At 62.3% G+C, this 25014-nt stretch carries 29 protein-coding genes, 1 tRNA gene, 1 other RNA gene and 1 pseudogene; 11 read left to right on the top strand and 21 right to left on the bottom strand.

Annotated elements, in window-relative coordinates:
- Window positions 1-6: 6 nt before the first annotated feature.
- The 6 genes from FGK64_RS09890 to FGK64_RS22495 form a co-directional block, all read right to left on the bottom strand.
- Complete coding sequence (locus FGK64_RS09890; protein ID WP_138863639.1) at window positions 7-435, bottom strand: c-type cytochrome; 429 nt, start codon at window positions 433-435, stop codon at window positions 7-9.
- An 85-nt stretch (window positions 436-520) separates the two neighbouring features.
- On the bottom strand, window positions 521-838 hold the full coding sequence (locus tag FGK64_RS09885; protein WP_138863638.1) for a hypothetical protein: 318 nt from the start codon (window positions 836-838) through the stop codon (window positions 521-523).
- Between the two features lie 78 nt (window positions 839-916).
- Window positions 917-1678: a glutaredoxin family protein gene (locus tag FGK64_RS09880; RefSeq protein ID WP_171054026.1), complete on the bottom strand. Its 762-nt coding sequence runs from the start codon at window positions 1676-1678 to the stop codon at window positions 917-919.
- A 10-nt stretch (window positions 1679-1688) separates the two neighbouring features.
- Window positions 1689-2513 carry a DUF6692 family protein gene (locus FGK64_RS09875; protein WP_138863637.1) on the bottom strand — a complete coding sequence of 275 codons (825 nt, stop codon included), beginning with the start codon at window positions 2511-2513 and terminating at the stop codon, window positions 1689-1691.
- Between the two features lie 240 nt (window positions 2514-2753).
- Window positions 2754-2924 (bottom strand): hypothetical protein, encoded by a 171-nt coding sequence (locus FGK64_RS22500; protein WP_171053999.1) that lies wholly within the window; start codon window positions 2922-2924, stop codon window positions 2754-2756.
- Complete coding sequence (locus tag FGK64_RS22495; RefSeq protein ID WP_246057756.1) at window positions 2864-3097, bottom strand: MerR family transcriptional regulator; 234 nt, start codon at window positions 3095-3097, stop codon at window positions 2864-2866. The genes FGK64_RS22500 and FGK64_RS22495 overlap by 61 nt, the downstream gene beginning before the upstream one ends.
- A 121-nt stretch (window positions 3098-3218) precedes the next feature.
- On the opposite strand from FGK64_RS22495, the gene FGK64_RS22715 reads away from it, so the two are divergent.
- Entirely contained in the window at window positions 3219-3698 is a 480-nt protein-coding gene (locus FGK64_RS22715; RefSeq protein WP_281280399.1) for an oxidoreductase, read from the top strand.
- Window positions 3695-3904 (top strand): annotated as a pseudogene (locus FGK64_RS22710) (oxidoreductase); the annotation flags it as partial. The gene FGK64_RS22715 and the pseudogene FGK64_RS22710, both read left to right, overlap by 4 nt.
- Window positions 3905-3910: 6 nt before the next feature.
- Here the strand turns inward: FGK64_RS22710 and FGK64_RS22490 are convergent.
- Window positions 3911-4048, bottom strand: coding sequence for a hypothetical protein (locus FGK64_RS22490; protein ID WP_246057765.1), 138 nt, complete (start codon window positions 4046-4048; stop codon window positions 3911-3913).
- A gap of 435 nt (window positions 4049-4483) precedes the next feature.
- On the opposite strand from FGK64_RS22490, the gene FGK64_RS09855 reads away from it, so the two are divergent.
- Together FGK64_RS09855 and FGK64_RS09850 are read left to right on the top strand one after the other, a co-directional pair.
- Complete coding sequence (locus FGK64_RS09855; protein ID WP_138863636.1) at window positions 4484-4813, top strand: helix-turn-helix domain-containing protein; 330 nt, start codon at window positions 4484-4486, stop codon at window positions 4811-4813.
- A 4-nt stretch (window positions 4814-4817) separates the two neighbouring features.
- Window positions 4818-5678 carry an ImmA/IrrE family metallo-endopeptidase gene (locus tag FGK64_RS09850; protein WP_138863635.1) on the top strand — a complete coding sequence of 287 codons (861 nt, stop codon included), beginning with the start codon at window positions 4818-4820 and terminating at the stop codon, window positions 5676-5678.
- Window positions 5679-6067: 389 nt separating this feature from the next.
- On the opposite strand, the gene FGK64_RS09845 is transcribed toward FGK64_RS09850, so the two are convergent.
- The 13 genes from FGK64_RS09845 to FGK64_RS09785 all read right to left on the bottom strand — a co-directional run bounded on the left by FGK64_RS09845 (window position 6068) and on the right by FGK64_RS09785 (window position 20475).
- Window positions 6068-6157: transfer RNA gene (locus FGK64_RS09845), tRNA-Ser, on the bottom strand.
- Between the two features lie 104 nt (window positions 6158-6261).
- Entirely contained in the window at window positions 6262-8673 is a 2412-nt protein-coding gene (locus tag FGK64_RS09840) for a DUF3772 domain-containing protein (protein WP_171054025.1), read from the bottom strand.
- Window positions 8673-9707 carry a cysteine synthase A gene (locus FGK64_RS09835; RefSeq protein ID WP_138863633.1) on the bottom strand — a complete coding sequence of 345 codons (1035 nt, stop codon included), beginning with the start codon at window positions 9705-9707 and terminating at the stop codon, window positions 8673-8675. The genes FGK64_RS09840 and FGK64_RS09835 overlap by 1 nt, the downstream gene beginning before the upstream one ends.
- Window positions 9708-9848: 141 nt before the next feature.
- Complete coding sequence (locus FGK64_RS09830; RefSeq protein WP_138863632.1) at window positions 9849-10967, bottom strand: NUDIX domain-containing protein; 1119 nt, start codon at window positions 10965-10967, stop codon at window positions 9849-9851.
- A 17-nt stretch (window positions 10968-10984) separates the two neighbouring features.
- Window positions 10985-11425 (bottom strand): TrgA family protein, encoded by a 441-nt coding sequence (locus FGK64_RS09825; protein WP_138863631.1) that lies wholly within the window; start codon window positions 11423-11425, stop codon window positions 10985-10987.
- An 11-nt stretch (window positions 11426-11436) separates the two neighbouring features.
- Window positions 11437-12645, bottom strand: a complete 1209-nt coding sequence (locus FGK64_RS09820) for an SAM-dependent methyltransferase (protein ID WP_138864278.1) — start codon at window positions 12643-12645, stop codon at window positions 11437-11439.
- 71 nt (window positions 12646-12716) lie between these two features.
- On the bottom strand, window positions 12717-14144 hold the full coding sequence (locus tag FGK64_RS09815; RefSeq protein ID WP_138863630.1) for a cryptochrome/photolyase family protein: 1428 nt from the start codon (window positions 14142-14144) through the stop codon (window positions 12717-12719).
- 57 nt (window positions 14145-14201) lie between these two features.
- Window positions 14202-15425 (bottom strand): aminotransferase class V-fold PLP-dependent enzyme, encoded by a 1224-nt coding sequence (locus FGK64_RS09810; RefSeq protein WP_138863629.1) that lies wholly within the window; start codon window positions 15423-15425, stop codon window positions 14202-14204.
- Window positions 15426-15531: 106 nt separating this feature from the next.
- Complete coding sequence (locus FGK64_RS09805) at window positions 15532-17172, bottom strand: BCCT family transporter (protein WP_138863628.1); 1641 nt, start codon at window positions 17170-17172, stop codon at window positions 15532-15534.
- Between the two features lie 248 nt (window positions 17173-17420).
- The gene (gene acuI, locus FGK64_RS09800; protein ID WP_138863627.1) at window positions 17421-18413 is read right to left on the bottom strand and encodes an acryloyl-CoA reductase; all 993 of its coding nucleotides are present in this window, start codon (window positions 18411-18413) and stop codon (window positions 17421-17423) included.
- A gap of 34 nt (window positions 18414-18447) precedes the next feature.
- Window positions 18448-18954, bottom strand: coding sequence for a DinB family protein (locus FGK64_RS09795; RefSeq protein ID WP_138863626.1), 507 nt, complete (start codon window positions 18952-18954; stop codon window positions 18448-18450).
- Window positions 18951-19658, bottom strand: a complete 708-nt coding sequence (locus FGK64_RS09790) for a DUF1326 domain-containing protein (protein WP_138863625.1) — start codon at window positions 19656-19658, stop codon at window positions 18951-18953. Before FGK64_RS09790 ends, FGK64_RS09795 begins: the two co-directional genes overlap by 4 nt.
- A 22-nt stretch (window positions 19659-19680) precedes the next feature.
- On the bottom strand, window positions 19681-20475 hold the full coding sequence (locus tag FGK64_RS09785; RefSeq protein ID WP_246057719.1) for a DUF2182 domain-containing protein: 795 nt from the start codon (window positions 20473-20475) through the stop codon (window positions 19681-19683).
- Between the two features lie 95 nt (window positions 20476-20570).
- On the opposite strand from FGK64_RS09785, the gene FGK64_RS09780 reads away from it, so the two are divergent.
- From FGK64_RS09780 to FGK64_RS09765, 4 genes are all read left to right on the top strand, one after another.
- Window positions 20571-20948 (top strand): DUF4345 family protein, encoded by a 378-nt coding sequence (locus FGK64_RS09780; protein ID WP_171054024.1) that lies wholly within the window; start codon window positions 20571-20573, stop codon window positions 20946-20948.
- Window positions 20940-21289: a transfer-messenger RNA gene (gene ssrA / locus FGK64_RS09775) on the top strand. The genes FGK64_RS09780 and ssrA overlap by 9 nt, the downstream gene beginning before the upstream one ends.
- 123 nt (window positions 21290-21412) lie before the next feature.
- On the top strand, window positions 21413-21814 hold the full coding sequence (locus FGK64_RS09770; RefSeq protein WP_138863624.1) for a hypothetical protein: 402 nt from the start codon (window positions 21413-21415) through the stop codon (window positions 21812-21814).
- 121 nt (window positions 21815-21935) lie between these two features.
- Window positions 21936-22412: an SspB family protein gene (locus FGK64_RS09765; RefSeq protein ID WP_138863623.1), complete on the top strand. Its 477-nt coding sequence runs from the start codon at window positions 21936-21938 to the stop codon at window positions 22410-22412.
- Between the two features lie 73 nt (window positions 22413-22485).
- On the opposite strand, the gene FGK64_RS09760 is transcribed toward FGK64_RS09765, so the two are convergent.
- A complete protein-coding gene (locus FGK64_RS09760) occupies window positions 22486-23025 on the bottom strand; it encodes a hypothetical protein (protein ID WP_138863622.1) in 540 nt (179 codons plus the stop codon).
- Between the two features lie 209 nt (window positions 23026-23234).
- Here FGK64_RS09760 and fumC point away from each other — a divergent pair, with 209 nt between their 5' ends.
- From fumC to FGK64_RS09745, 3 genes are read left to right on the top strand one after another with little or no spacing between them, the layout of a single operon-like run.
- Window positions 23235-24626 (top strand): class II fumarate hydratase, encoded by a 1392-nt coding sequence (fumC, locus tag FGK64_RS09755; protein WP_138863621.1) that lies wholly within the window; start codon window positions 23235-23237, stop codon window positions 24624-24626.
- Window positions 24626-24802 carry a DUF4169 family protein gene (locus tag FGK64_RS09750; protein WP_138863620.1) on the top strand — a complete coding sequence of 59 codons (177 nt, stop codon included), beginning with the start codon at window positions 24626-24628 and terminating at the stop codon, window positions 24800-24802. Before fumC ends, FGK64_RS09750 begins: the two co-directional genes overlap by 1 nt.
- Entirely contained in the window at window positions 24799-25014 is a 216-nt protein-coding gene (locus FGK64_RS09745; protein ID WP_138863619.1) for a ribbon-helix-helix domain-containing protein, read from the top strand. Before FGK64_RS09750 ends, FGK64_RS09745 begins: the two co-directional genes overlap by 4 nt.

The following is a 25014-nucleotide window of genomic DNA, read 5'->3' as shown; positions in this document are numbered from 1 at the left end:
AACATGTCATTCAATCCCATTGGCCTGTTGCAACTCGCGGACATAGGTGATGATCGCGCCGACATCGGCCTGTGTCAGCCCTGATTGTGCGGGCATATCGCCGAAGGGCCAGTGATGGGCGCGAACCCCGTTCTGCACCGCCATCACGAAGGCCATATCAGCATGGTGGTTCGGTTCGTAGATCTTGTGCACGAGTGGCGGACCGAAGCCCATCTTGCCGCTTGCGTTGGCCCCGTGGCAGGCGGCGCAGGTCGCGTCGAAGGCCCGCTTGCCTATCATGGCATCGGAAGACAGCGCCTCGGGCACAGTGATCGAGACGAGCGGTTCGCCTTGAGCTGGCTGGGCGCTTGGTTCAAGGGCACTAGGTCGGGCGAGGTAATACGCTCCGCCAGCAATAGCGACTGCGGCCAAGGCGGCGGGCAAAATCTTGTTCATTGGTCATGATCCTGACTGGCTTGGCCAAAAAGGCCCAGCATATCGGTAAACTGCGATCACTGTCGCAGTCGCGGCTCCGAAGCAGTCAGGCTCGTGGGGGCGGCAGGTCCCGGGAGAGGGAAACCGATCGCAGGACGATCGTGTCGTGAAGGCGCGTGCTGCGGAAGATCACCGGTTCCACGGCAAGCGACACAAAGACAGGCAGTGTGTAGAGTGCCGGACCACAGCCCGCGGCGTGATGACAGGCGACGCCTGATGCGTGCCCGCCAGTCTCGTCCATGCCAGGGCAGTCGGCACAGTCGCCCTCCAACTCGGCATATGACATCTCGTGCGCTTGCGCAGCGCCGGGCAGAAACGCCCAGGCGGTGACGATCAACGCGATAATGACGAGGATATGCCGCACAGAACCTCCGGATGAGTTGCCAGAGTATGACGCGATGCGCTGTGAAAGGTCAACGCTGGCGGCCCATCACACTTCCGTTCATCCCGCGAAAGCCACGATGCCCATCCAGATCCCCATGAGCATCATCATCAGGTTCTCGGTCAGCGAGATGAACCCAAGCGGCACATTCGAGTCCCCGCCTACGCAGGCACACTTGAGTTCGCGCTTGTCGATGTAGACCGCCTTGAACACGCTCACCGCGCCGATCGTCCCGATGACGAGCGCCACCGGGGCCGATATCCACGGCAGGATCCCAGCTGTCATCAGGATGCCGGCCAGCGCCTCACCGTAGGGATAGATTTTGCCGTAGGGCACCCATCGTTTCGCCAGCAGGTCGTAGTTGAGGAACATGGTCGAGAACTGCTCGACATCCTGCAACTTCTGGATCGCCAGAACCGTCATAGACAGCGAGATGAACCAGATGCAGCTCTGCCAGGTCAGGAAGGTGCCATACTGGTGCCAGGCCAGCCCCAGGGCCAGCAGCGCGCACACCGTGAAGATCGCGATGACGGGCCGGTAACTTGTGTCGCTCTGTTCCTCCTTCGGCGGGTCGATCCCGAGGAAGATGCGCAAGTCGTCGTGGCCTCCGATCCGCTCGCCGTCGATGAAGGTTTGCGGAGTCGTCTTCACATCATGCTCGCGCATGAAGGCGTCGGTTTCTTCCCGGGTCTTGAGGTGGTGGTCTTCCACCTCGTAGCCGTGAGTTTCGAGCAGATGCTTCGACTTCAGGCCATAGGGGCAGGTGTGCTCGGGCATGACCATGCGGTAGAGGGCGGCGGTCTGCTTGGTGTCCTTGGGCATGTCGATCTCCTCAGTTCGCGCAGGTGAACTGGCCGCGGAACCCGGCGGTGTAGTCAGGACCGGCAGTCACAATCAGGTCGTGCAGATCGCCGTCGTCCGTCTGGTTGACCTGCGCCGACAGCGGGTCGGCGGCAAATCCGTCGCCGTCGGCCTCAAGCCGGACAAGGTCGCCGCTGATCCGGATCAGCGCGCCGTCGTTGCCGGTCACGAGCACCGGCGGACTGGTCTCGGTGTAGGAAAAGCGGCAGGCGGCGCCATCGGGGAAGGCCTTCGCGATGTCGTCTTCCGTCAGGAACTCCGGGTCGATAGTCTTGACGACCTCGGTCGAGAGCGCCTCGGCTGCGTCTTTCAACTCCGGCGCGGGCGCAGCAGGCCCCGGCTGCGCTTCGCCATTGGACGTGATGTCGCCGAGCAGGTAGCGCATCTCGGCGATCTCCTTGTCCTGCGCGTAGATGATGCTGTCCGCCAGTTCCTGAACCCGCGGATCGGTCAGATTGGCGCGGGAGGAGGTCATGATCGCAATCGAATGGTGCGGGATCATGGCACTCATGTAGGAGCGGTCCTGAACCGTAATCTGGCTGCGCACGAGCCACAGCGCCCCGGCGAACACGAGGATGGACCCGGCGAAGATCGCGATATTGGCGGTGCGGTTCTTATACATGCCGAGCATGAAGGCCAGCATGACGAAGGCCATGACCGCGCCCATGACCAGTGCCATGTAGGCCCGCGTTTCGGACCAGAAAACATGGCTGACGAGGTAGGTGTTCAGATACATCAGCCCGAACATCAACAAGGTCGACGTCGCGATCATGAGGAAAAAGCGGGTGTAGGCCATCGGGGATCTCCTGCTGTTACACGGAGTCAACAACCTTCCAGTGGGTGGATGTTCCCGAAAAAGTCATGAAACCTCTAGGAGGATGGAAGCGGCTCTGCGCAGATGTCTTCAATCGGGCTGGGAGCGGTCATTCTTCGCGATCATCTCGAAGGTCCGCAATGGGCCGATCTTGACCGTGAATCGCGGGAGAGGTCGTGCACACTATTCACGCGTCCAGTTGAAAACAGCCCAAGCTCAATTTCATGCGCGGCGGCGGCGTGCGGGGTGAGCCACCGCAGCTTCAGGCTTTCCAGCTGTCATCTCTGCCATGAGAGCTTCTATCCGCGTCTTTCGCGCCTTTGCCTCTTCGATCAGCGCGGTGATCGCCTCCAGTTTCGCCGAGAGCATCGGCAGGGCGTCTGCACACGACACGATGTGGTCCCCGCGTCGACCTCGATGCTGGCGTTTTCCTTCAGCGAGAAGCCGAGTTCCTGGGCCCTTTCGATGAAGCGCAGCACGTCGACCAGTTCAGCGGGGTAGTCCCAATATCCGTTTTCGCCCCGATCGGCGGGCGCGATGATGCACTTTTTCTCGTAAAAGCGAATGCGGGAGGTCGTAACGCCTGCCGCCTAGGCAATTTCCCCGATTTTCGTTGTCGGCCCCCTTGACCTTAAACTTAGGTTAAAGCCCGATATTCGTAGCGACCACAAATCAAGGATCGCTAAAATGTTCGACGCTCAGTCACCATCACTCCTCGAAACGCCGCTGGCTCTGCCAAGCGGGCAGATCATTCGGAACCGTATCGCCAAGGTGGCGATGGAAGAGAATCTCGCCGACGGGACCCATCTGCCTGGAGCGCAGCTGCGACAACTCTACAGGACATGGGGCGCGGGCGGCGCTGGCCTCATCATCACAGGGAACGTCATGGTCGCGGCAGACGCCGTCACCGGCCCCGGGGGCGTGGTCCTCGATGCGCAGCAACCCGTGGCACCCTTCAGGGAGTGGGCCGAGGCCGGCAAGGCCGAAGGCGCATGGATGTGGATGCAGATAAGCCACCCCGGCCGCCAGGTTTTTGTCGCCACCCATGCCACGGCGATCGCGCCCTCCGCGGCGCGGGTGGACATGGGCAAGCACTCCTCGCTCTTTTTCGAGCCGCGCGCAATACCGAGGCAGATATCCGAAAGGTCATCGACCAGTTCGCCGTGACCGCCGCACGGGCCGAGCAGGCTTGGTTTGACTGTGTGCAGCTCCATGCCGCGCATGGCTACCTACTGAGCCAGGTCCTTTCGCCGCTCACCAACCGTCGAACCGACCAGTGGGGCGGTTCACTGGAGAATCGCGCCCGCGTCCTGACCGAGGTCGTTAGGGCGGTCCGTGCGCGTGATGCGTCCACTTTCGGAGTCGGGGTGAAGCTGAATTCAGCCGATTTCCAGAAAGGAGGCTTCGACCTCGCCGACGCCGTGGCGGTGGTCGAGATTTCCGGCGGCAGCTACGAAAGCCTCGCCATGCATGGCCGAGAACTGCACCTTCGACACGATGCTCGAAAAGTTCGTCATCCCACCCCGCGTTCAAGGCCAGCTTGTTGTCGGCCAGCACATAGGCACGCTTTTCTGCCTCGCTCATATGATCAAGACGAAGACATGGCACTTCGGCCATCCCCAGCAAGCGCGCGGCCGCAACCCATCCATGATCCGCAAAGATGGTGCGGCTCTCGTCGATCAGCACCGGATTGGTGAACCCGAAGGTCTCGATACTGTCGGCAATCTAACGGACCTGCTTTTTCGAATGGGTGCGCGCGTCACGCGCCCAGGCGGACAGATCACCCGTGGAAATCAAATCGATATTCTGCTGGGCCATATGGTGGCTCCTTGTTTTTTACTGCTCGCCGCGGAATTGGCCCATCGGCCTCGCCCGTTAAACGCAACTTACGATGGGTCAATCGTCAATTTCGAGCGTATAGGCGGGGTAGCCATATCAAACGGGAGAGCGTCATGGATATCGGGGAGCAGTTGTTCAGCCTGAGGCAAAAGTCAGGCGAGTCTCTGCAGCAGGTCGCTGACAAGGTGGGCGTATCCAAAGCTCATGTCTCGGAGTTGGAGAAGGGTCGCAGCAAGAATCCCTCCTTCGAACTGGTCCGCAAGCTGGCCGCGCATTTTGGCGTCAGAATCGACGTCCTGAACGGCGAGGCAAAGGAACCAAACAAGACTGAGATGCAGATCGAACCGATCCATCGCAGTCTCCAAGAACTTACGGAGCGCGATCGCAACATCGTCGAACAGATGATCGCGTCCATGAGCGTCAAGACAGACGCAGAGTCCTGACCGCATGCCTCTTTACAGGGTGGACCTCGCCGACATCCACAAGCCGCCTCGGCTGGGACAGGCGCTGCACCGGCTCTTGGGACCCGTCGATGGCCCTGTGCCCATCGAAGACATCGCCCACCAGCTCGACATCGAGAATATCCGCCTTGATACGTTCGACGGGTTCGAAGGGATGTTGCTCACGGATCAGCGGCGCCGCCCCGGGTCAATCCTGGCAAACACACGTCACTGCAAACGCCGGGCCCGGTTCACCATCGCCCACGAACTCGGCCATTTCCTGATGGAGCGCCACGTCCTGTTTTCCGACGACGGCTTTTGTTGCATGCAAGAGGACTTCAAGGAAGCAAGGAACGCCAATTCGCATTTCCGTCAAGAGAACGAAGCCAATCTGTTCGCCATCGAAGTCTTGGCCCCGGTTGCTACCGTCTCTTCCTTTCTGGCTGACGATCCGGACCTGCGCCGCGCACAGCGGATGAGGGAACACCTCGATCTCAGCCTCGAAGCCTCGCTGCGTCGGATCATCGACCTGCCCCCGCACCCCCTCGCGGCGATCTGGTCCATAAACGGCAAAATCCGATATGCCATCGAAACCAGGGCGTTTCCGTTTCTGACCGTTTCCCGAGGACAGCTCTTGCCTAAATCGTATCTGGCCGCAGCCGCGGTGGCCAACGGCACAAGAGGCTTTACCGAAATGGACGAGACCCACGCCCAGATCTGGACCAGCCGTCCGGAGGTGGAGTTGAGCGAACAGACGCGCGTTGAAAAAAGCGGCCACGCCGTCACACTGCTCTGGGCCGATCTTCGCGACGAGGTGGATGAAGACGATGGCGGGCTTGCCGAACTTGGAACACCTCGCTTCCGCTAAGATCAGCACCCAAACCACATTCCCTGTTCGCGCTTGGAGATTCCCTGCTCGGCACTCAAAAAATCCCTGATCAAGTGTAACAAATTCCCTGTTTTCAGAAGAACAGGGAAATTCCTGCAAGCCTTTGCTATTACGTCAGAAACAGGAACCAAAAAACGTGATTTCGCCCATCACCGAGGCAAAAACATCAAAATTCCCTGTTCTTTCCCTGTAAATCCGCAAACCGCGCCAAAGCGACCCCGGTCAAAAACCGATTTGAGACGTTCAACGGACAGTAAGAGGGAGAAGGCCAAATCATGCGTCTCTGTACGACGGACACGTCCTTAAGCCGCCGGAAACAGGGAATAATTTAAAGGTAAAACCTTACGTCTCACCGAGACTGGCATCGGTGGCGGAGAGACAGGGATTCGAACCCTGGAGACGGTTTCCCGCCTACACACTTTCCAGGCGTGCGCCTTCGACCACTCGGCCACCTCTCCGTTCGCGACCCCATAGCAAAGGACCTTGGGCAAGGGCAAGGGGCTTGTGGGTCTGTTTGCACTTTCGCCGCGATGGGCCGGAACGCTGCGCCCAACGGGCCCAATCAGGTCGGTTCTTCGCCCTTGGCCGCCGAACTTGGCGGGTTGGCGCGTGATACGGGTTCCACCTTGGGAGTGGCGGGCTCTTCGGGCGCTTTGCGCGTCAGCGTCTCGGGGTTGCGCAGCCAGACATCGCGCTGGGCAAAAGGTATCTCGATCCCCTCTTCCGCAAAGACCCGGGCGATTTCATGGTTCATGTCGGAATGCACCGACAGCACCCAGTTCACGTCGCGCAGGATGGCGCGGATCTCGAAATCGAGGCTGTCAGCTCCAAACCCGCGGAACACCACCGCGGGCGGCGGGTTCTCCAGAACCATCGGATGCGCGCGCGCGATCTCTTCCAAAAGCTTTTCAACCTTGCGCGTGTCGGTGCCGTAGGCCACGCCCACCGGCGCGATCACGCGGCCGATCGTATTGCCGCGCGTATAGTTGGTGACAGTGCCGGAAATGAAATCCGAGTTCGGCACGATCACATCGGTCCGATCGAAGGTTTCGATCCGTGTGGAGCGCACCGAAATGTCGCGCACATAGCCCTGCTGGCCACCGACCTCGATCCAGTCTCCCTTGGAGATCGGGCGTTCGATCAGCAGGATGATGCCCGAGACAAAGTTCGACACGATGTTCTGGAGGCCGAAACCGATCCCGACCGAGAGGGCACCGGCGACATAGCCAAGCGCCGTAAGATCGACTCCGGCCGAGGTAATGGCTATCAGCGCCGCAAGGAAGATGCCGACATAGCCGATGCCCGACAGCAAGGCCGTCTGCCCGCCCGCACCAATCCGCGTCTTGGGCAGAACGGACGTGCGCAGCGCCCCTTGCAACAGCCGGGTCAGCCCGTAGCCAAGAGCAAAGACCAGCGCGAAGGTCAGAAAATCGGTGGGCGAAATGCGGCTGTCGCCGACAGTAAAGCCCTCTTGGAAGCGGGCCCAGACCTCGGTCAGGTCGGTGACGCGCGCACCCCAGATCAGCGCCAGCAGCGGGATCGCCGCCAGCGACACGGCAAAGCCCGCCAAAACGGGGATCAGCGCGCCGCGCCCTGCCCTGTCGCCCTTGGACGCCATGTCGAACAGATCGTAGATGAACCGCTGGAGGACGGTTATAAGACCCAGCAGGAACAAGGTCGAGGCGGTCGGATAGACCAACGCCAGCGCGGCGGCACCATAGCCGATGGCCATCAGCAACGGCGCCACAATTCCGACGGCCATCGTGGCTTTGCCAATCGCCCTTACCACACGATGCGCAAACATCGGCTCGACATCTTCGTCGCTCTGATCCGGGCGCAGGCCTGCCAGCAGGTGACCCAGCCGAAACAAGGTGACGCCAGCGATCACGACAAGCGGGAATTCAATCAGGAATTCGGTATCGCCCGCGTAATCGTCGAGCCCAGCAAAGGTCTGCACGATCCCGTGGGCCACCATGCAGATTGCCAGAATGGCCACATGCAGCCGCGCCTCGGGGCGCCGGCCGGTGTCGATGGGGATGGTGGCCACCGCGTCGTTGCCGGAAAAAACCTGTTCGCCCAGCCACCAGATCAACAGCAACGAGGCCGCCCAGGCCGGGAGAGCCCCGATCAGCGCGCCAAGCCGCCCACCCGACAGCCCCGCTGTCTGGACGGCAACCGTAACCAGCAAGACCCCGACCAGAGGCAGGACGATCTGCCCCAAAGACAGCAGAAACGCCCAGACCGGATCGCCGCGCCGCGCACGGTTGCGCAGCACCTCGGCGATGCGGCTCACAAAGCCACGGCTGCGCACGATCAGGAAAAGTCCCCCGACAAGCAGCAGCAGGATCACCGGCAACCTGTCACGCAGCGTGCGCGCCACCGAGGCCGAGCGCCGGGCTTCGCCTGCCTCGCGCCAGATTTCCGACATTGTGCCCCCCAGCGCCGCGCCAGCCTCGGGCCAGCGGGTGGGGTTCAGCGGCGATGGCCCCAGCGACAGCAACCTGTCGGTACGGCGTTCGCGGATCAGCGTGTCGATTTCGCGGATCAGCCCGTCAGCCCGGCTATAGGCTTCCTCTGCGGCCTGAACGGGCGCGCGCAATTCCGCCAGTTGCCGGGTCAGTTCCTCGCGCCGGGCTGCAACATCTTCGGCCTCGGGCGCCGCGCCTGCTTCGGTATCGGGGGCCGGGCCAAGCGAGGCGATCTGCCCCTGCAAGGTCGCGATCCGGTCGGCGTTGGGGCCCTGCGCTGTCAGGAACTGCTGCCGCCATTCGACGATCTGGGCGCGCAATGCTTCCAGCGCGTCGTCAGAGGCGCGGCCCGTGGCGACCGATTCCTCGGCGCGCGAGGCAACCCGCGACCACGCGGTATAATCAGGGCCGTCCTGCGCCAGCGCGAAGGGCGCCAGCAACACCAGCCCCATCCACAACAGCAGGCCTGCCAGCAGACCCCGCACAGGAACGCGCGACCGACGCATCAGCCGTCGACGAAAACGCCGGGGATCGACGCAGGTGCGCGATCCAGCCATGTCGGCACGGGCAGGCCCTTTTCGGCGAGGAATTCCGGGTTGAACAGTTTCGACTGATAGCGGTTGCCATAATCGCAGAGGATCGTGACGATGGTGTGCCCTGGCCCCAGGTCGCGCGCCAACCGCACGGCACCGGCCACGTTGATGCCCGAGGAACCGCCAAGGCACAGCCCCTCTTCGCTCAGCAGGTCAAAGACGTAAGGCAGCGCCTCTTCATCAGGGATTTGATAGGCGTAATCCGGCGTGAAGCCTTTCAGGTTCTCGGTGATCCGCCCCTGCCCGATCCCTTCGGTGATCGAATTGCCTTCGGACTTGAATTCGCCTTCGGTGTAGAAACTGTACAGCGCCGCGCCCATCGGATCGGCCAGAGCAACCTTCACGCCCTTGGGTTGCAGAACCTCGGCCACGCCCACCAGCGTTCCGCCCGAACCGACGGCTGCGACGAAACCATCCACTTTGCCCCCGGTCTGTTCCCAGATCTCGGGGCCCGTGCCTTCGATATGGGCGCGCTTGTTGGCGACGTTGTCGAACTGATTGGCCCAGATCGCGCCATTTGGTTCACTTTGTGCAAGCTCTTCGGCAAGTCTCTGTGAATAGCGCACATAATTGTTGGGATTTTTATAGGGCGCCGCAGGCACCTGAACCAGCTCGGCACCCGCAAGGCGCAGCATGTCCTTCTTTTCCTGGCTCTGTGTTTCGGGGATCACGATCACCGTCTTGAACCCCATCGAGGCCCCGACCAGCGCCAGCCCGATGCCCGTGTTCCCGGCGGTGCCTTCCACGATGGTGCCGCCCGGCTTCAGCGTGCCCTTCTCCAGCGCGTCCTTGATGATGAACAGGGCCGCGCGGTCCTTGACCGACTGGCCCGGATTCATGAACTCGGCCTTGCCCAGAATGGTGCAGCCGGTTTCCTCGCTGACCCGGCGCAGGCGGATCAGGGGGGTGTTGCCGATGGCGTCAGCCAGATCGCTCGCGATGCGCATGAAGGTACTCCCATATATGCCCCTAGCTGTAATGCCGCTTTGGCCCGACCTCAAGCACGCAGGACAGAACGGGCGCGCGCGTGGCGTTGCAGCAGGAAGGGCAATCGTTCTTTGGTTTCGCGGTTTGGCGAAACGCTGTCTTTACGCCTGCCGCAGCCGGTCGCGATGCCGGGCCAGCCACAGGGCGGTGGTGACAAGCGGCATGTCGCGCCAGCGGTCATTGTCGACGCCTTCGATCAGCTTGTCAAAACTGACAAGGCGGCTGCGAATATCCTCGCCCTCTTCGGCCAACCCGCCATCCTGCGGATGGTGCCCGCCCAGATCGGCCAGTCCGATGAACAGGTTCAGGAATTCCGAGGATGACCCGGTCGAGGAATACATGCGCCCTGCAGGCAACAGCCTGTCCAGCGTCAGACCCGCCTCTTCCTGCGCCTCGCGACGGGCGGCTTGTTCGGGGGTTTCGCCCGGGTCGATCAGCCCGGCCACTGGTTCCCACACCCAGGGCGCGGGATCGCCCGCCATGAAGACCGGCGCGCGGAACTGTTCGACCAGCAGCACGCAATCGCGCACCGGATCATAGGGCAGCACCACGACCGCTTCGCCCACGAACAGCGCACCCCGGTTGAGCACAGGCCCAAGGGAACCGTCGTGCTGGCGAAATTGCAGATCGACCTCGCGCAGGGAAAAGAAGTTCATGTAGGCGTGGCGCCGCGCCTGCACCACCACGTCGCGGGTCAGGTCGCGGTCCGGGTCGGGGGTGCGTTGCCCGGCCAGCACGCGGGCATGGGCGCGGATGTTGATCGGCGTATAGCGCGCAGCGATGTCCTCGGCGAGTTTTCGGCCATACCAGGCCATGATCTCCTCGGCGGCGGCCATCACCATCGGGGCATGCGCGCGCTGCCAGTCGGCCAAGTGCCACGCGCCCGTTAGCGCCCAGCGGCCGGGCTCGGGGAAGAACACCTGCGCGGTGACCATGCCTTCGGCGGTTTCGACCTGCAGCGGAGTCTGGCCATAGTCGAACCCGCCTTCGTAATAGCGCAGCCGCGCGACATCTTCGTCGCTCAGATCGCGCACGACGATGCCCCATGCTATCGCGCCCGGCCTGGCAGTGATCGCCGGAAAAGTCTCGCCCGCGACGCTGCAAACCGCGTGACCCACAAGCCGGGCGTCGGCGATATGCAGGTTGGCGCGTGGCCGGCCCAGAACACATTCCAGCAACGGCAGATGGCACAGGGTGCCATAGAAGAACAGGTTGGTCATCGTCCGTTTTTGCCCCGTCACCGCCAGGTGCGCCAGGCGTATTCGGTGGCAAGCCCTGTCAGGACGCCACCGACCAGAAGCGTTAAGATGATATTGGGTTCGAACATGATGATGCCATAGTCGGCGCCGATTTCGAAGATACCCAACACCGCATCGAACGGCCCGTCATATCGGTTCCGCATCGCCATGCGGAACATCTCGTAGCAGCCCTGGACGAACAACCCCCAGAATACCATCGCAACGACGCCGGTGATGCCGTTGTTGATGGCCGCCGTGACCCCGCGCCCGGCGCGCTTGCCCATGACGACCCAGCCGGTGATCGCCCCGATCCCCATGTTCACATAGGTGAAATAGCCGAAATCGAGCCCCTCGGGCATCAGCGGCATGATCTGCCCCGACACGATGAAGGCCGTGATCGCAAGGCCAAGTGCTGCAACCAGTCGGGCGGCGTCAGGCATGTGGGTTCTCTTCAGGCAGGTCGCGACACGGTAATTTGCGTCACGTCAACAGTGGCACTGTCGAAGGCGGCGGCACATGAAGTCAAATAGAAATTCCACATCCGCTTGAACCTGTTGTCAAAACCCATCTCGGCGATCTGGTCCCACCTGTCGTTGAAGGTTTCGTGCCAGCGGCGCAGCGTGATGTCGTAACTCTTGCCGAATTCGACCGACCGCACGATGCCAAGTCCGGCGGCGTCGATCTGTTCACGCAGCGCGCCGGGGCTAGGCAACATGCCACCGGGGAAGATGTATTTCTGAATGAAATCAATCCCCTGCTGGTACAACTCCCAACGCCGGTCGGCCACCGTGATGATTTGGAGCGTGGCGTTGCGCCCGGGCTTCAACCGCTCGCGAAGCGTGTCGAAATACACCGGCCAGTATTTCTGACCGACAGCTTCGAACATCTCGATACTGGCGACACCATCATAGGTGCCAGTTTCATCGCGATAGTCCTGAAGCTTCAGCGTCACCAAATCGGATAGCCCCGCCTTTTCAATGCGCTGCGTGGCGTAGTTGAACTGTTCCTGACTGATGGTCAGCCCCGTTACCCGCAACCCGCGTTCGCGCGCGGCGTATTCCGCAAAGCCGCCCCAGCCGCAGCCGATTTCCAGGATATGATCGCCGGGCTGGGCGCCCATCTGATCGACCATGCTGGCATATTTGGCGATCTGTGCCTTTTCCGTACTCTCCTGCCCGGTTTCGAACAGGGCACTTGAATATGTCATCGTATCGTCAAGCCACAGCTTGTAAAAATCGTTTCCCAGGTCGTAGTGGTACGAAATGTTGCGCCGCGCCTGCGCGCGATGGTTGCGACGCAGCCACGCGCGCGCGCGTTCATAAAAGCGCACCAGCCCCATGCCGGGAAAGCCGTCATAGATTTCATCGTTGTCCTGATGCACAAGGTCCATGAAGGCTTGCAGGTCGGGCGTGCTCCACCATTCCTCAAGGTAGGCATCGCAAAACCCAAGGTCGCCTTCGCGGATCAGCCGGGCAAAGACATCGTGATGATGCACGTGCAGCTCCGCCACCGGCCCGGGGTTCGGCCCTTCGGCGCGGAACACGCGACCGTCGGACAGCACAACATCAAGGCGGCCGTGTTTCAGCCGCTTCATCTGGGCAAAGGCCGGCGCAAAATAACGGGGCAGCCCGCTTTGGCCGCTGGTTTCGGTCAGGATCATCCCACATTCCCACTTCTGCGCCCAAGTCTTGGCGCTTTTGCCACCACTGGCAAGTATCTTGTTCATCCGGTTCAGAATTCCCGGTTTTCGTAAGCGTTCAATGCTGCCTTTCTGCCCGCCTCGTGGGTGACCACGGGATCGGGGTAGGCATCGCTGGCCGCGCGCGCCCAGCGCCGCGGGATCGCATCAAAATAAGCCAGCGCCGTGTCGGGGGGATCGGCCTGCCCCTCGGCGATCCAAGCGTTGCGATAGCGCGCCTTCGGGTCGAATTTCTCGGCCTGGGTCAGCGGATTGAACACGCGGAAGTAAGGCGCCGCATCGGGGCCAGAGCCGGCCACCCATTGCCAGCCCAGCGCATTGCTGGCCGGATCCCAATCGACCAGCTGATCGGCGAACCAATCCTGCCCGATCTTCCAATGACACATCAGATGCTTCGTCAGGTAGCTGGCGACGATCATGCGCACGCGGTTGTGCATCCGCCCCGTCACCTGCAATTCACGCATCCCCGCATCGACGATGGGAATGCCGGTGCGGCCCTCTTTCCAGGCGCGCACCTCGGCGCGGCGTTCGTCGGTGGTCCAGGGGAAGGCGTCCCAATCCTCGCGCCAGTTGCCGGTGGTCAGGCGCGGCGTGTGGTACATCAGGTGATAGGCAAACTCGCGCCAGACCAGTTCCTTGCGGAAGGTCACCGCGCCCGCCGCATCGCCGCCGTGTTCGGCCCGCAGCGCCGCGTGCCAGCAGCGCGCCGGGCTGATTTCGCCATAGGTCAACGGCTCGGACAGGGTCGAGGTGCCATCGCGCGCGGGAAAATCGCGCTGATCGGCGTAATCGGCCACCTTCGCGTCGATGAAGTAATCCAGCCGGTCCATCGCCGCCTCTTCGCCCAACCGGATGTGCGCGCGCATCACATGCGCGCCCCGGTTCATCGCGGCGCCCAGCGCCCAGCCCTCCAGCTCGTCGGACTTTGGCCATTTGCTCGGCGCCGGAATTTTCGCAGGCGCGCGCAGCGGTTCGGGCACTGAACGTTCGCGGACGTTTTTCCACATCGGTGTGAACACCTTGTAGAATCCGCCGGTGCCGGTTTCGACCTCCCAAGGTTCAAACAGCAGGTGGCCGCGAAAGGATTTCGCCTCGATCCCGTCGTCGTTCAGTGCCTGCTTGATCCACTTGTCCCGTGCCATGCTGTCGGGATCATAAAGACGCGACCAATAGACAGCCCCTGCCCCGGTGTCCTCGATCAGATCGCGCAGGACGTCACGCGCCTTGCCCCGGCGCAGGATCAGACGGCTGCCTTTGTCTTCCAGCCGCTTTGCCAGATGGCCGATACCCAGCCCCAGCCGCCACTTGGGCGCGGCTCCGATCGCCTCGGTCACCTCGTCAAGGATGAAGACCGGAATAACCGGCCGCCCCGAGGAACAGGCTGCATCAAGGGCGGGATGGTCGGACAGGCGCAGATCGCGGCGCAGCCACAGGATAACGGGTGAATTCTGATCGGCCACAGCGCCCCCAACTTCAATTGCGTTCCGATACGGGGGCCAGCCCGCAACGGATCACAATCAAAGTAGGGCGTCGACCGCATCGAGCAATTTCGACAGTTCCGCGTCGGATGTGTAGTGTGTGAAGCTGAGGCGCAGCACCTCTTGCCCCTCGTCCAGCCCGACACCCGACAGCGCCCGCCCGGCATAGAAATTGCTGGCGTTGGCGATGATGCCGCGTTCGGCCAGCGCGCGGTTCACATCCACCGGATCACCGTGCAGCGCCAGCGCAACCGTGGGCGCGCGGTGCGCGGCCGTATCAGGGCCCAGCAAGCGCACCGCGTTGCGCGATTTCACCGCGTCCAAAAGCGGCTGAAGCAGCTCGGTTTCGCGTGCGCGCATCAGGTCGTGTACGAAAGCCCCCCGTGCGGCAGCCCCCGTCGCCGGGCCACCGTGGTGATCGCAGAGCGCGTCAAAGTAGTCGGCCATCCCTGCGCAGGCGGCAATCTGGGCATGGTCCGGCCCGGCAGGCGTAAACCGCTGGTACAGCACGCCACCGTTGAAATGGTGCCCTTGATTGGGCAGCAACTCTCCCAAGTTGCGCCGTATCGCCATCAGGCCCAGATGGGGTCCATAGGTTTTATAAGCCGAAAACAGGTAGATATCGGGCCCCAAGCTGCCCACATCGGGCAACCCGTGCGGCGCGTAGGACACCCCATCGACACAGACAAAGGCCCCCGCCGCATGGGCCATGGCGATGATCTCCGTCACCGGATTGATTTCACCGATCACGTTGGAACAATGCGGGAAACAGACCAGCCGCACCTTTTCGTCCAGCAGCGGTTCAAGGTCTTCGGGGTTCAGCGTGCCGGTCGCCGGGTCCATCCGCCATTCGCGAATCTCGATCCCGTCTTCGGCCAGCCGCCGCCACGGGCCGGAGTTGGCCTCGTGGTCCTGATTGGTGACAATGATCGCCTCGCCCGGCGACATCCATTTGCGAAATGCCTGCGACAGCACATAGGTGTTCTGCGTGGTCGATGGGCCAAAGCTGAGTTCGTCGCTTTCGATCCCCAGCATGGCAGACAGACGCGCGCGGGCGTCATCAATTTCCTCGCCCCCCGCCCGGCTGGGCGCCGACGGGCCATAGGGCTGGGTCTTGCGTTCGGTGTAGAAGCGCGTCAGCCGGTCGATCACCGCGCCGCATGTATACGACCCGCCGGCGTTTTCGAAATTCGCATAATCCGCCAGAGAGGGCTGTTGAAAGGCCGGGAATTGCGCCCGGACAAAATCGGTATCCATTTTCATGGCGCCAGCTTTGCCGGGCTTTGAAACAGGCGTCAAGCATCAGCCGCCCAACGAAAAAAGGCCCCGGAACCGATCCGGGGCCTTTCCTTTGCAGCGTGTGGCGCGATCAGCGTTTTTCGCTCATCAGCCCGCGCAGGATTGCATAGCAGATCATCAGCAGGATCACCGTGAACGGCAACCCGGTCGAGATCACCATCGCCTGCAGCGCGCCGAGGCCACCGCCGATCAGCAGCGCAATGGCGACAAGCCCCTCGAAAGTACACCAGAACACCCGCTGCGGCAGCGGCGCATCCACCTTGCCGCCCGCCGTGATCGTGTCGATCACCAGCGAGCCGGAATCCGACGAGGTGACGAAGAACACGATCACGAGGATTACCCCAATGGTCGAGGTGATCCCGGCCAACGGCAGGCTGGCCAGCATCGCGAACAGCGACAGTTCCGGGCTGTAGGCATCGATCACCTGCGCCTTGACCTGGCTGGTTTCCGGGCTGGTCAGCACGTCCTGGATTGCGGCACCGCCGAACACGGCCATCCACAGCAGGCACACCAGCGAGGGGATGATCAGCACGCAGATGATGAATTCCCGTACCGTACGGCCCCGGCTGACGCGGGCGATGAACATGCCAACGAAGGGTGACCAGCTGATCCACCACGCCCAGTAGAAGGCTGTCCAGCCCTGCATGTACCCGGTGTCTTCGCGCCCATGCGGGTTCGACAGCGGGATCACCGTCTTGGCATAGGTGACAAGGCCGTTGAAGAACTCGCTCAGGATGGTGCCGGCGCCCGCGGCGAACAGCACGAACAACAGCAGCAGCGCCGCCAGACCCATGTTGATTTCGCTCAGGATTTTCACGCCGCCATCAAGGCCACGAATGACCGAGATAGTTGCAACGCCGGTAATCGCAAGGATCAGGATGACCTGCACGGTGAGCGAGTTGGGGATGCCATAAACAAAGTTCAGGCCGGCATTGGCCTGCTGCGCCCCGAACCCAAGCGAGGTGGCAAGGCCGAACAGCGTTGCGAACACGGCCAGCGTGTCGATCACATGACCAACCCAGCCCCAGACCCGTTCACCGAAGATCGGGTAAAAAGCCGAGCGAATGGTCAGCGGCAGGCCCTTGTTATAGGTGAACAACGCCAGCGCCAGCGCCACCACCGCGTAGATCGCCCAAGGGTGCAGCGCCCAATGGTAGGACGTTGCCGCAAGGCCCATCTTGTGTGCGGCGTCGACGTTGGCTGCGATGATGCTACCATCTTCGGCGATCGGCGACGGCACGCCCAGCGGTTCGGAAATCGCCATGTGATAGACGGGTTCCAGAACGCCGAAGAACATAAGCCCGATGCCCATGCCTGCGGCAAACAGCATGGCGAACCAGCCGACATAGCCGTAATCCGGCACCGCTTCGGACCCGCCCAACCGGACCGAGCCCCAGGGGCTGACGATCAGGAATAGGCAGAACAGCACGAAAATGTTGGCCGACCATAGGAAAAACCAGTCGAACGTGCTGGTCAGCGCGGGCCGGAGCCAGCCAAAGAATTCCGCCGCCTGACCGGGCGCAACCAGCGCATAGGCCACAAAGGCAACGATGCTCAGGCCGGAGATCAGGAAGACGGGGTTGTGAATGTCAAAGCCGAACGGCCCGACTTGCCCGTCCAGATTGTGTTGTCCCACTTCGTAATCGGTGTCGATCGGCACCGTGTGGCCCTCGGGCTCGGGAATTCCCTGCGGGTCTGTCGCATCAGCCATGTGTCTGGCCCCCTCGTTGTCGTGTCACTGGGCTTTGTGGCGGCCTGGCCGATGCGGTCTGCTCGTGAAACCCGGAACGCGCCGCCAGTGACCTGCGCGCGCACCCGCCCAGCCGGGCGGCGGCCCCGAAACCTGCGGCAGCTTGCCGCAGCGTCCCGCGCCCAACCTAGCGGGAATTCGCCGGGGCAAGCAAACAGTCGCGACTCATGCCGTTACAAATACGTCACGGTCGGGTGATTGGCCGAAGGTCAGGCGCGCACGTCGACCACGACGCGGCCACGCACCTTTCCGGCAAGGATATCGGCCCCAAGCGCGGGCAGATCGGCCAGGGTGGCAGGCTGGATCATCGCGTCCAACTTTTCGAGCGGCAGATCGCTGGCAACCCGTGCCCAAGCGCGCTGGCGGTTGTCGAAGGGCTGCATCACGCTGTCGATGCCAAGCAGGTTCACGCCGCGCAGCAGGAAGGGCACTACCGTTGCCGGCAGCGCCGCGCCCCCGGCCAGCCCCACGGCGGCAACGCTGGCGCCGTATTTCATCTGCCCGAGCACCCGCGCCAGCATCGCCCCGCCGACGGCGTCGATACACCCGGCCCATGTTTCGCTTTCCAGCGGGCGTTTCACGGTTTCGTTGATGTCCTCGCGCGCGACGATCTGTGTGGCCCCCAGCGATGTCAGGTAATCCGACGTCTCGGGACGGCCGGTGACCGCCGCCACTTCATGCCCCAGCTTCGCCAGGATCGCCGTGGCGACCGAGCCAACACCGCCCGCGGCACCCGTCACCAGAACCGGGCCATTGCCGGGCACCAACCCGTGATCTTCCAACGCCAGAACCGACAGCATCGCAGTAAATCCGGCCGTGCCCACAGCCATAGCCTGCCGTGTCGTCAGCCCTTCCGGCAGCGGCACCAGCCAGTCGGCTTTGACACGGGCCTTTTCGGCATAGCCACCCCAATGCGCCTCGCCCACGCGCCAGCCGGTCAGCACCACCTTGTCGCCGGGTTTGTAGCGGTTGTCGTCAGAGGCTTCGACTGTTCCGGCGAAATCGATCCCGGGCACATGCGGATAATTCCTCACCAGCCCGCCGCCCGGTCCAAGGCACAGTCCGTCCTTGTAATTGACGGTGGAATACTCCACGGCCACCGTGACCTCTCCGGCAGGCAGGCGGCTGTCGTCGATCCGTTCGACACTGGCCTGTGTCTTTCCGGTTTCGTCGTCTTTCGTCACGATCAAGGCGTTGACCATTGGGGTTCCTTTCTAAGTCGGCGGCCCTGTGCCGCTATGTCTGTTCGGGCATCAGGAACAGGTCACTGACAGGCGCTTTTGATCCGGTCGCCGTCAGCATCGCGTGCACCTGGCCCCGATGATGTGTCTGGTGGTTGAAAAAGTGGACGACCAACTGTCCCATGGGCGCGGTCACCTCGCGCCCGGCCGATCCGGAATACCACGTCAGATTCCCGGCAAGGTCAACCGCGTGGATGCCCAGCGCCCATTGCCGGATGCGCCCGTCCAGCCGGAACCGTTCGGCAGCCCATGCCGCCAGTGTGGGAAACACCTGCGCGCTTTCGCTTGCGGGCTGTTCCGGCCCCGCACCGCCGTCAAAGCGCGACATCCACATCATGTCGCCCCAGAAGATATGGTTCACCGTTCCCAGCATCGAACCGAAGAACGCGCCCCTGTCCTGCGTCAGATCCGCAGACCCGAGCGCCCCCAGCAGCGTTTCCAGCTGGTCGTTCTGCCAGCGATTGTAGCGCGCCATTGTCACGCAATAGTCGCGGTCGATCATGGCTTGGGGCCTTTCCAGTCGATCGGGCAGACCTCGGCCGATTTGCCGCCGAAGTCCCAGACCCGCCCGTAATCGCGCACCTTCGATCGCAGCCCCTTGGCGGCAAAAATGTCGGGGCCCATCCAGTATTTGGAATTCGATACCATCACGGGGTGGTCTGCGTCGCGGCCCTCGATCATCTCGATCTCGCCCTGGATCTTTCGGCCGATGGTGATGCGCCGCTTGCGCCCGTCACGCTCGATTGCCACGGGCGCGCGTTCGGCACCGATGATTTCGCTCACCAGCATGGTGAAAAGCCCCGTGGTGCCCCCGGCCTGCCCCGAGAAGATTTGCAGCAGCCCGTGATAGGCCCGCCCGCTGGCGCGTTCGTCAACATAGGCGGCAACCTTCCAGTTGCCCTCGCCCATGCGGCCTGGAATATCGACCAGCAGGCCCACGTTCAGGCCCGAGAGATCCTCGCCCTCGTAATGGCCGCTGTCGATGATGATCCCCATCCAGGCATGACAATGGCCCTCGGTCGGAGGGTGCGCGCCCAGCGAAATCACGCAGGGGCAGAACACCTCGCACGAGCAGTTCAGGAACAGCTCTCCCTTGATGGCCCAGTCGGTCGGGCTCATCCTTGTGCGGCCCGGGTTGGGCATGCGCTGGTCGATGCGCTGGCTGACGGGCAGCTTGTCGGCATCGGGGCGTCGGGTCAGGGCCATGTGGTTCCTCCTGTCATCTTAGTCATGCGCCGGCGATCAAAGGCCACGCGGCCAGCGCGACCCCGGCAAGGATCAGAACCGCCCCGACCGGCTTAAGTATGTAGTGGCCAATTTGCGGCAATTTTTCCACGATCATCAGCAAGGTGGCAATGCCCATCCACGCAAGGCTCATCACCCCGCCGACAAAGCCCAGCGCCATGAAGCCCCAGCAGCAGACCGCACAATATGCGCCCAGCCCCAACCCCATGCGCAGGCCCCCCGCGCCGCCCGCCCACCAGTGGCCCAGAAAATACATCATCGGGCTGTGGCACACGCCATGGCACACGGCCTTGAGCCGGGTGAACTGAAACGCGCCCGTCGCCACCAGCAGCGCCGCGCCGATCCAGCGCGAGGTGGCGATTCCCAGCATGTCGATCACCCCCGCGAACAACAGCGCCTGTTGCACCCCGGCAAACAGCGCGGCCATCCCGATCCAGACCAGGGCATAGCCCGCCAGCACCCCCAGCCACCCGGCGCGCGTGCCATCGGCGATTCGGATCAGGTCGTCATAGGTGCGCAGGGTCGGCACCAGCGTCGGCAGCATCATTGCCGCCATCATCAGCGCCCACATCGCAAACAGCGGCCGGAATTCGGCCATCGGCATCGGCATGTCCATACGCGGATCCATGCGCCGCATCGCCTCGGCCATCGCATTGGGGCGGCCCAGCAGATCCAGCCCCATGCCCGTGCTCATGGCAAATAGCTGCCACCACGCCCAAAGGATCACCCCGAAGAACGCCAGCCACAGCGCCGACCGCACCCTGCCCCATTGCCGCATCGAACTCCTCCCCGTCTTCGAGCCGAGATTGCACGATTTGCCTGCGCGGGCAAACTGGCCTTGTCACCGCCCGACGCCGCGTTACATCCGTTCGCATGACAGATACGCTGAACATCGCTGCCGCGCTGCTGACCGTGGCTTTCGGGCTGATCGCCCTGCTGGCGCCCGCCTATGCCGCCGGTGCGCTGGACCTGACAACAAACGGCTCGACGATGGGCTATAGCGAGCTGCGCGCCTCGGCCGGCGGACTATTCGTCGTGGTCGCGCTTGCCGCGATCTGGCTGGGCAACCCCATCGCCTATGCAATGCTGGGATTCGTCTATGCCGGTGCAGCGACGGGTCGCTGCCTGTCGCTGATTCTGGATAACCCGCCGCTGGGCAAGGCCGGCGCCTTTGCCGCGATCGAAATCGCGCTGGCCGCCTGGCTGATTGCCGCAAATCTTCCGCGATCGGGTGACACGCCGGGGCTTTAAATCCGGCAGCGCCCGCTCTATATTGCATCCTGTCCTTCGGGACTATGGACATAAACGCGCTCGTAATAAGCGGATCGGACCCGGGGGCGGTACCCGGCGGCTCCACCAAACATCCTTCATTTGGGGATCATGGGGCCGAAACAGGATCGACGAACGTCTAAAGGGGTTTTGCCTTGTCCCGGCTGTCTGCCACCGTTACCGGCGAAAAAAGTACAATTGCAAATGACAATCGTGCTCCGGTTGCCGTTGCTGCGTAAGCAGTAACAAGACCGAAACTTAAGCCCTTGCGCCTAGCAGCGTAAGGCGGGGTTCGCAGGCACCTGGCAACAGAAGCCTGCACTTTCCCTTTTCTTGATCCTTTGCCGGGGCCGGAGTTGCGTTGAGCGGGCGCGCGGCCTGAAGCCTTGGCATGGCGGCGTTCCCGCCCTAGCGTGGGGCGCATGCATTTCGAGAAGGAACTTTGAATGGCCGACGACGTGAAATCCCTGGGCAAACGGCTGACTGCCGTCGAAAAGCAACTGGGCGACGTGACCAAGCGACTGAAATTCAACGAAGACCGGATCAAGGTTCTGGCCGACAGCCTGACCAGCGAGAAGGACATCGAGAAGCTGCTGGAAACCCATTACAACAAGCTGGACCGCGACCGCAGCGAGGATATGAAATCGACGACGCGGCGGATGGAATTGCAGGAAAAGCTGTTGAAGGCGCGGACGCTGGAGTCGAAAAAGGAAATGGACAAGGAGGTCGAGCGGGTCCGGCAAGAGGCCGAAGCGTATGCCCAGACTGCCATGAAACAGGTCGAGAAATCAAAGCTGGAAGCGCGGCTGATCCGGCTCGAGGCGATGGTCAAGTCATTGGGCCGCTGACGGGCGCAATGCCGTCGGACCGGGCGGTCCCGCGCGGCAAGGTGACGAAATCCGGTGCCTTGGCCTTTCCTCTGCGGCGCGTTAGCCTATGCTGAGACCACTTGGATCGGGAACTACGCAGATGACGCGCGGGATTGATTACGGAAACCTGATGCACACGGCCATGCGCGGCCTGATCAGGACAGTGTTGCAGGATATCGCCGAGCGCGGCGGCCTGCCCGGCCAGCATCATTTCTTCATCACCTTCGATACCTCGCACCCCGATGCCGAACTGGCGGACTGGCTGGCCGACCGATACCCGGGCGAGATGACAGTGGTGATGCAGCACTGGTACGACAACCTTGAAGTCGGCGAAGACGGATTCGCGGTGACGCTGAATTTCGGAGACTCGCCCGAACCCCTGTATGTGCCCTATGACGCGATCAAGACCTTCGTCGATCCGTCGGTGGAATTCGGGCTGCGGTTCGAGAGTGCCGATGACGACCCGTCGCCCGAGCCAACCAATACCGACCCGGACCGCGATGCAAACGCGCCATCCTCGAAGGATGCACCCAAGAGCGACGGTCAGGTGGTCTCTTTGGACAGTTTCCGCAAATAGAGACGTGGCTGGGGCCTCTGCCCCCACCCCTGCGGGGGGTTCCGGGATATTTTTTTCCTGGAGAATGCCAGAGTCAGTTTTCGCGTTTCAGGAACGTCGAGATGGTGCGCCCCGGCTCACCGTTCGTCAGCCGGGTGAATTCCAGATCCAGGCCACCGTCGGAAAGGGTGCGGTCGAACTGCTGAAGCTCGTATCCGCCAGTGTCGGTCACGTAGAGCGAATAGACCGTCAACGTGTCGCCCGTGATGCGGGCCCAGACATAGGGTTCGCCCTTCATCGGGTCCAACGGAACCTGATGCCCGAAGACATTCTTGGTCATCGCGGCGGCGTAGACATCTGGACGATCGCTTGGAACGAAGGCGATGCGGTAGGATTTCGTCTTGGCCGTTCCGTCACGATAGGTGGTCGAGTTCCAGCGCAGGCTGAAGCCTTTGTCGGTCGCAGAGATCGACACGCTCATGTCACGCTTGGCCACCGTTCCGTCATAGGTTTCAACTTCGGCCGTGCCGGAGTAGTCGCCGATGAAGCGCGCGATGTCGGCGTGAAGCGCGTTGGCCCAAAGCCCGACCAGCAGAGCAAGGGCAAGATACAAGGGCCTGCGGACGAACGACATGATCTGGGCTCCTGTGCAGGGACGGATCGCAGGATATCTGCGGCATTGAACGATCTTAGCGGCGCAGGCAGGATGGGCAATACGGCAAATCGCGGATGTTAGCGACAGACATAGCCCCGAATTCACGACAATGCCGGGGACAGGCCGATTGCGCGCGCGTGCACAGAGCGGTAGATCACGGCGCAGAGATACAGTTCACGGAGCGACAGATGGCACAGACCCGTACCGAGACCGACAGCTTTGGCCCGCTTGAGGTTCCTGCGGATAAATACTGGGGCGCGCAGACCCAACGGTCGATCATGAACTTCCCGATCGGCTGGGAAAAGCAACCCGTGCCGATCATCCGCGCGCTTGGCGTGGTGAAACAGGCCTGTGCCATGGCGAACAAGGCCAACGGTGCGCTGGAGCCCGAGCTGGCCGAGGCCATCATTGCTGCCGCGGGCGAGGTGATCGAGGGCAAGTTCGACGACAATTTTCCGCTGGTCGTGTGGCAGACCGGATCGGGCACGCAATCGAACATGAATGCCAACGAGGTGATCGGCAACCGCGCGATCGAGATGCTGGGCGGCGAGATGGGTTCGAAAAAGCCCGTGCACCCGAACGATCACTGCAACATGGGCCAATCGTCGAACGATACCTTCCCGACCGCGATGCATGTGGGCATCGCCATGCAGGCCCGCGATGTGCTGCTGCCGGGGCTGGAAAAACTGGCCGCCGCGCTTGAAGCCAAGCGGGACGAGTTCAAGGATATCATCAAGATCGGCCGGACCCACACCCAAGACGCCACCCCGTTGACGCTGGGGCAGGAGTTTTCCGGATATGCGCATCAGGTGCGCAAGGGAATCGCGCGGGTCAACGCCTGCCTGCCCGACATCTACGAACTGGCGCAGGGCGGCACCGCCGTGGGCACCGGGCTCAACACGAAAAAGGGCTGGGGCGAGGCCGTGGCCGCCAACATGGCCGAAATCACCGGCCTCCCCTTTGTCACCGCGCCCAACAAGTTCGAGGCGCTGGCCGCGCATGACGCGATGGTCATGTTCTCGGGTGCGCTGAAGACGGTAGCGGCGAGCCTGTTCAAGATCGCCAACGACATCCGTCTGCTGGGCTCTGGCCCGCGCTCGGGTCTGGGAGAGTTGATCCTGCCGGAAAACGAACCCGGAAGTTCGATCATGCCGGGCAAGGTCAATCCGACCCAGGCCGAAGCGCTCACCATGGTCTGCGCGCATGTCATGGGCAACGATGCCGCCGTCGGCATGGCCGGCTCGCAGGGTCATTTCGAGCTGAACGTCTACAATCCGATGATGAGCTACAACGTGCTGCAATCGATGCAGTTGCTCGGCGACTCGGCCAGCGCTTTCACCGACAACATGGTGGTGGGCATTCAGGCCAATGAAGCCCGGATCGAGAAGCTGATGAAAGAGTCGCTTATGCTGGTCACGGCGCTGGCGCCCACCATTGGCTATGACAACGCGACCAAGGTGGCCAAGACGGCGCACAAGAACGGCACAACGCTGAAGGAAGAGGCGATTGCCCTTGGATTCGTGGATGAAGAGACGTTTGACCGCGTGGTGCGTCCAGAAGATATGATCGGGCCCAAGTGATGGCCCAGCCGGTCAACCTGAACCGGTTTCGAAAGCAAAAGGCGCGGGCCGAAAAAACGGCCCGTGCGGATGCCAATTCGGTCAAGTTCGGCAGAAGCAAAGCAGAAAAATCGGCAGCGGAACACGACCGCGTGCGCGCGGATCGCAAGTTGGACGGACACAAGATCGACGAATGAGCCCTCCACGGAAAAGATCGCTGACTTTACGGGGCCACCGCACCAGCGTCTCACTCGAAGACGCATTCTGGGACAGTTTCCGCGAGATCGCGGCCGATCAGGGCAAACCTGTCAACGTGCTTGCTGCAGAAATTGATGCCAGCCGCGATGTGGGTACAGGACTGGCATCGGCGATCCGGCTCTATGTTCTTGAGCGCTTAAAGCAACGTTAA

The sequence above is a fragment of the Arenibacterium halophilum genome, assembly GCF_005938225.1.
Taxonomy (GTDB): domain Bacteria; phylum Pseudomonadota; class Alphaproteobacteria; order Rhodobacterales; family Rhodobacteraceae; genus Arenibacterium; species Arenibacterium halophilum.
This window is presented reverse-complemented; position numbering and strand designations above follow the sequence as displayed.

Excerpts from the sequence above, each read along its gene's own strand:
- FGK64_RS09890 (WP_138863639.1), bottom strand. The coding sequence starts at position 435 with ATGAACAAGATTTTGCCCGCCGCCTTGGCCGCAGTCGCTATTGCTGGC.
- FGK64_RS09880 (WP_171054026.1), bottom strand. The coding sequence starts at position 1,678 with ATGCCCAAGGACACCAAGCAGACCGCCGCCCTCTACCGCATGGTCATG.
- FGK64_RS09875 (WP_138863637.1), bottom strand. The coding sequence starts at position 2,513 with ATGGCCTACACCCGCTTTTTCCTCATGATCGCGACGTCGACCTTGTTG.
- FGK64_RS22715 (WP_281280399.1), top strand. The coding sequence starts at position 3,219 with ATGTTCGACGCTCAGTCACCATCACTCCTCGAAACGCCGCTGGCTCTG.
- FGK64_RS22490 (WP_246057765.1), bottom strand. The coding sequence starts at position 4,048 with ATGACGAACTTTTCGAGCATCGTGTCGAAGGTGCAGTTCTCGGCCATG.
- FGK64_RS09855 (WP_138863636.1), top strand. The coding sequence starts at position 4,484 with ATGGATATCGGGGAGCAGTTGTTCAGCCTGAGGCAAAAGTCAGGCGAG.
- FGK64_RS09850 (WP_138863635.1), top strand. The coding sequence starts at position 4,818 with ATGCCTCTTTACAGGGTGGACCTCGCCGACATCCACAAGCCGCCTCGG.
- FGK64_RS09840 (WP_171054025.1), bottom strand. The coding sequence starts at position 8,673 with ATGCGTCGGTCGCGCGTTCCTGTGCGGGGTCTGCTGGCAGGCCTGCTG.
- FGK64_RS09835 (WP_138863633.1), bottom strand. The coding sequence starts at position 9,707 with ATGCGCATCGCGAGCGATCTGGCTGACGCCATCGGCAACACCCCCCTG.
- FGK64_RS09830 (WP_138863632.1), bottom strand. The coding sequence starts at position 10,967 with ATGACCAACCTGTTCTTCTATGGCACCCTGTGCCATCTGCCGTTGCTG.
- FGK64_RS09825 (WP_138863631.1), bottom strand. The coding sequence starts at position 11,425 with ATGCCTGACGCCGCCCGACTGGTTGCAGCACTTGGCCTTGCGATCACG.
- FGK64_RS09820 (WP_138864278.1), bottom strand. The coding sequence starts at position 12,645 with ATGATCCTGACCGAAACCAGCGGCCAAAGCGGGCTGCCCCGTTATTTT.
- FGK64_RS09810 (WP_138863629.1), bottom strand. The coding sequence starts at position 15,425 with ATGAAAATGGATACCGATTTTGTCCGGGCGCAATTCCCGGCCTTTCAA.
- FGK64_RS09805 (WP_138863628.1), bottom strand. The coding sequence starts at position 17,172 with ATGGCTGATGCGACAGACCCGCAGGGAATTCCCGAGCCCGAGGGCCAC.
- acuI (WP_138863627.1), bottom strand. The coding sequence starts at position 18,413 with ATGGTCAACGCCTTGATCGTGACGAAAGACGACGAAACCGGAAAGACA.
- FGK64_RS09795 (WP_138863626.1), bottom strand. The coding sequence starts at position 18,954 with ATGATCGACCGCGACTATTGCGTGACAATGGCGCGCTACAATCGCTGG.
- FGK64_RS09790 (WP_138863625.1), bottom strand. The coding sequence starts at position 19,658 with ATGGCCCTGACCCGACGCCCCGATGCCGACAAGCTGCCCGTCAGCCAG.
- FGK64_RS09785 (WP_246057719.1), bottom strand. The coding sequence starts at position 20,475 with ATGCGGCAATGGGGCAGGGTGCGGTCGGCGCTGTGGCTGGCGTTCTTC.
- FGK64_RS09780 (WP_171054024.1), top strand. The coding sequence starts at position 20,571 with ATGACAGATACGCTGAACATCGCTGCCGCGCTGCTGACCGTGGCTTTC.
- FGK64_RS09770 (WP_138863624.1), top strand. The coding sequence starts at position 21,413 with ATGGCCGACGACGTGAAATCCCTGGGCAAACGGCTGACTGCCGTCGAA.
- FGK64_RS09765 (WP_138863623.1), top strand. The coding sequence starts at position 21,936 with ATGACGCGCGGGATTGATTACGGAAACCTGATGCACACGGCCATGCGC.
- FGK64_RS09760 (WP_138863622.1), bottom strand. The coding sequence starts at position 23,025 with ATGTCGTTCGTCCGCAGGCCCTTGTATCTTGCCCTTGCTCTGCTGGTC.
- fumC (WP_138863621.1), top strand. The coding sequence starts at position 23,235 with ATGGCACAGACCCGTACCGAGACCGACAGCTTTGGCCCGCTTGAGGTT.
- FGK64_RS09750 (WP_138863620.1), top strand. The coding sequence starts at position 24,626 with ATGGCCCAGCCGGTCAACCTGAACCGGTTTCGAAAGCAAAAGGCGCGG.
- FGK64_RS09745 (WP_138863619.1), top strand. The coding sequence starts at position 24,799 with ATGAGCCCTCCACGGAAAAGATCGCTGACTTTACGGGGCCACCGCACC.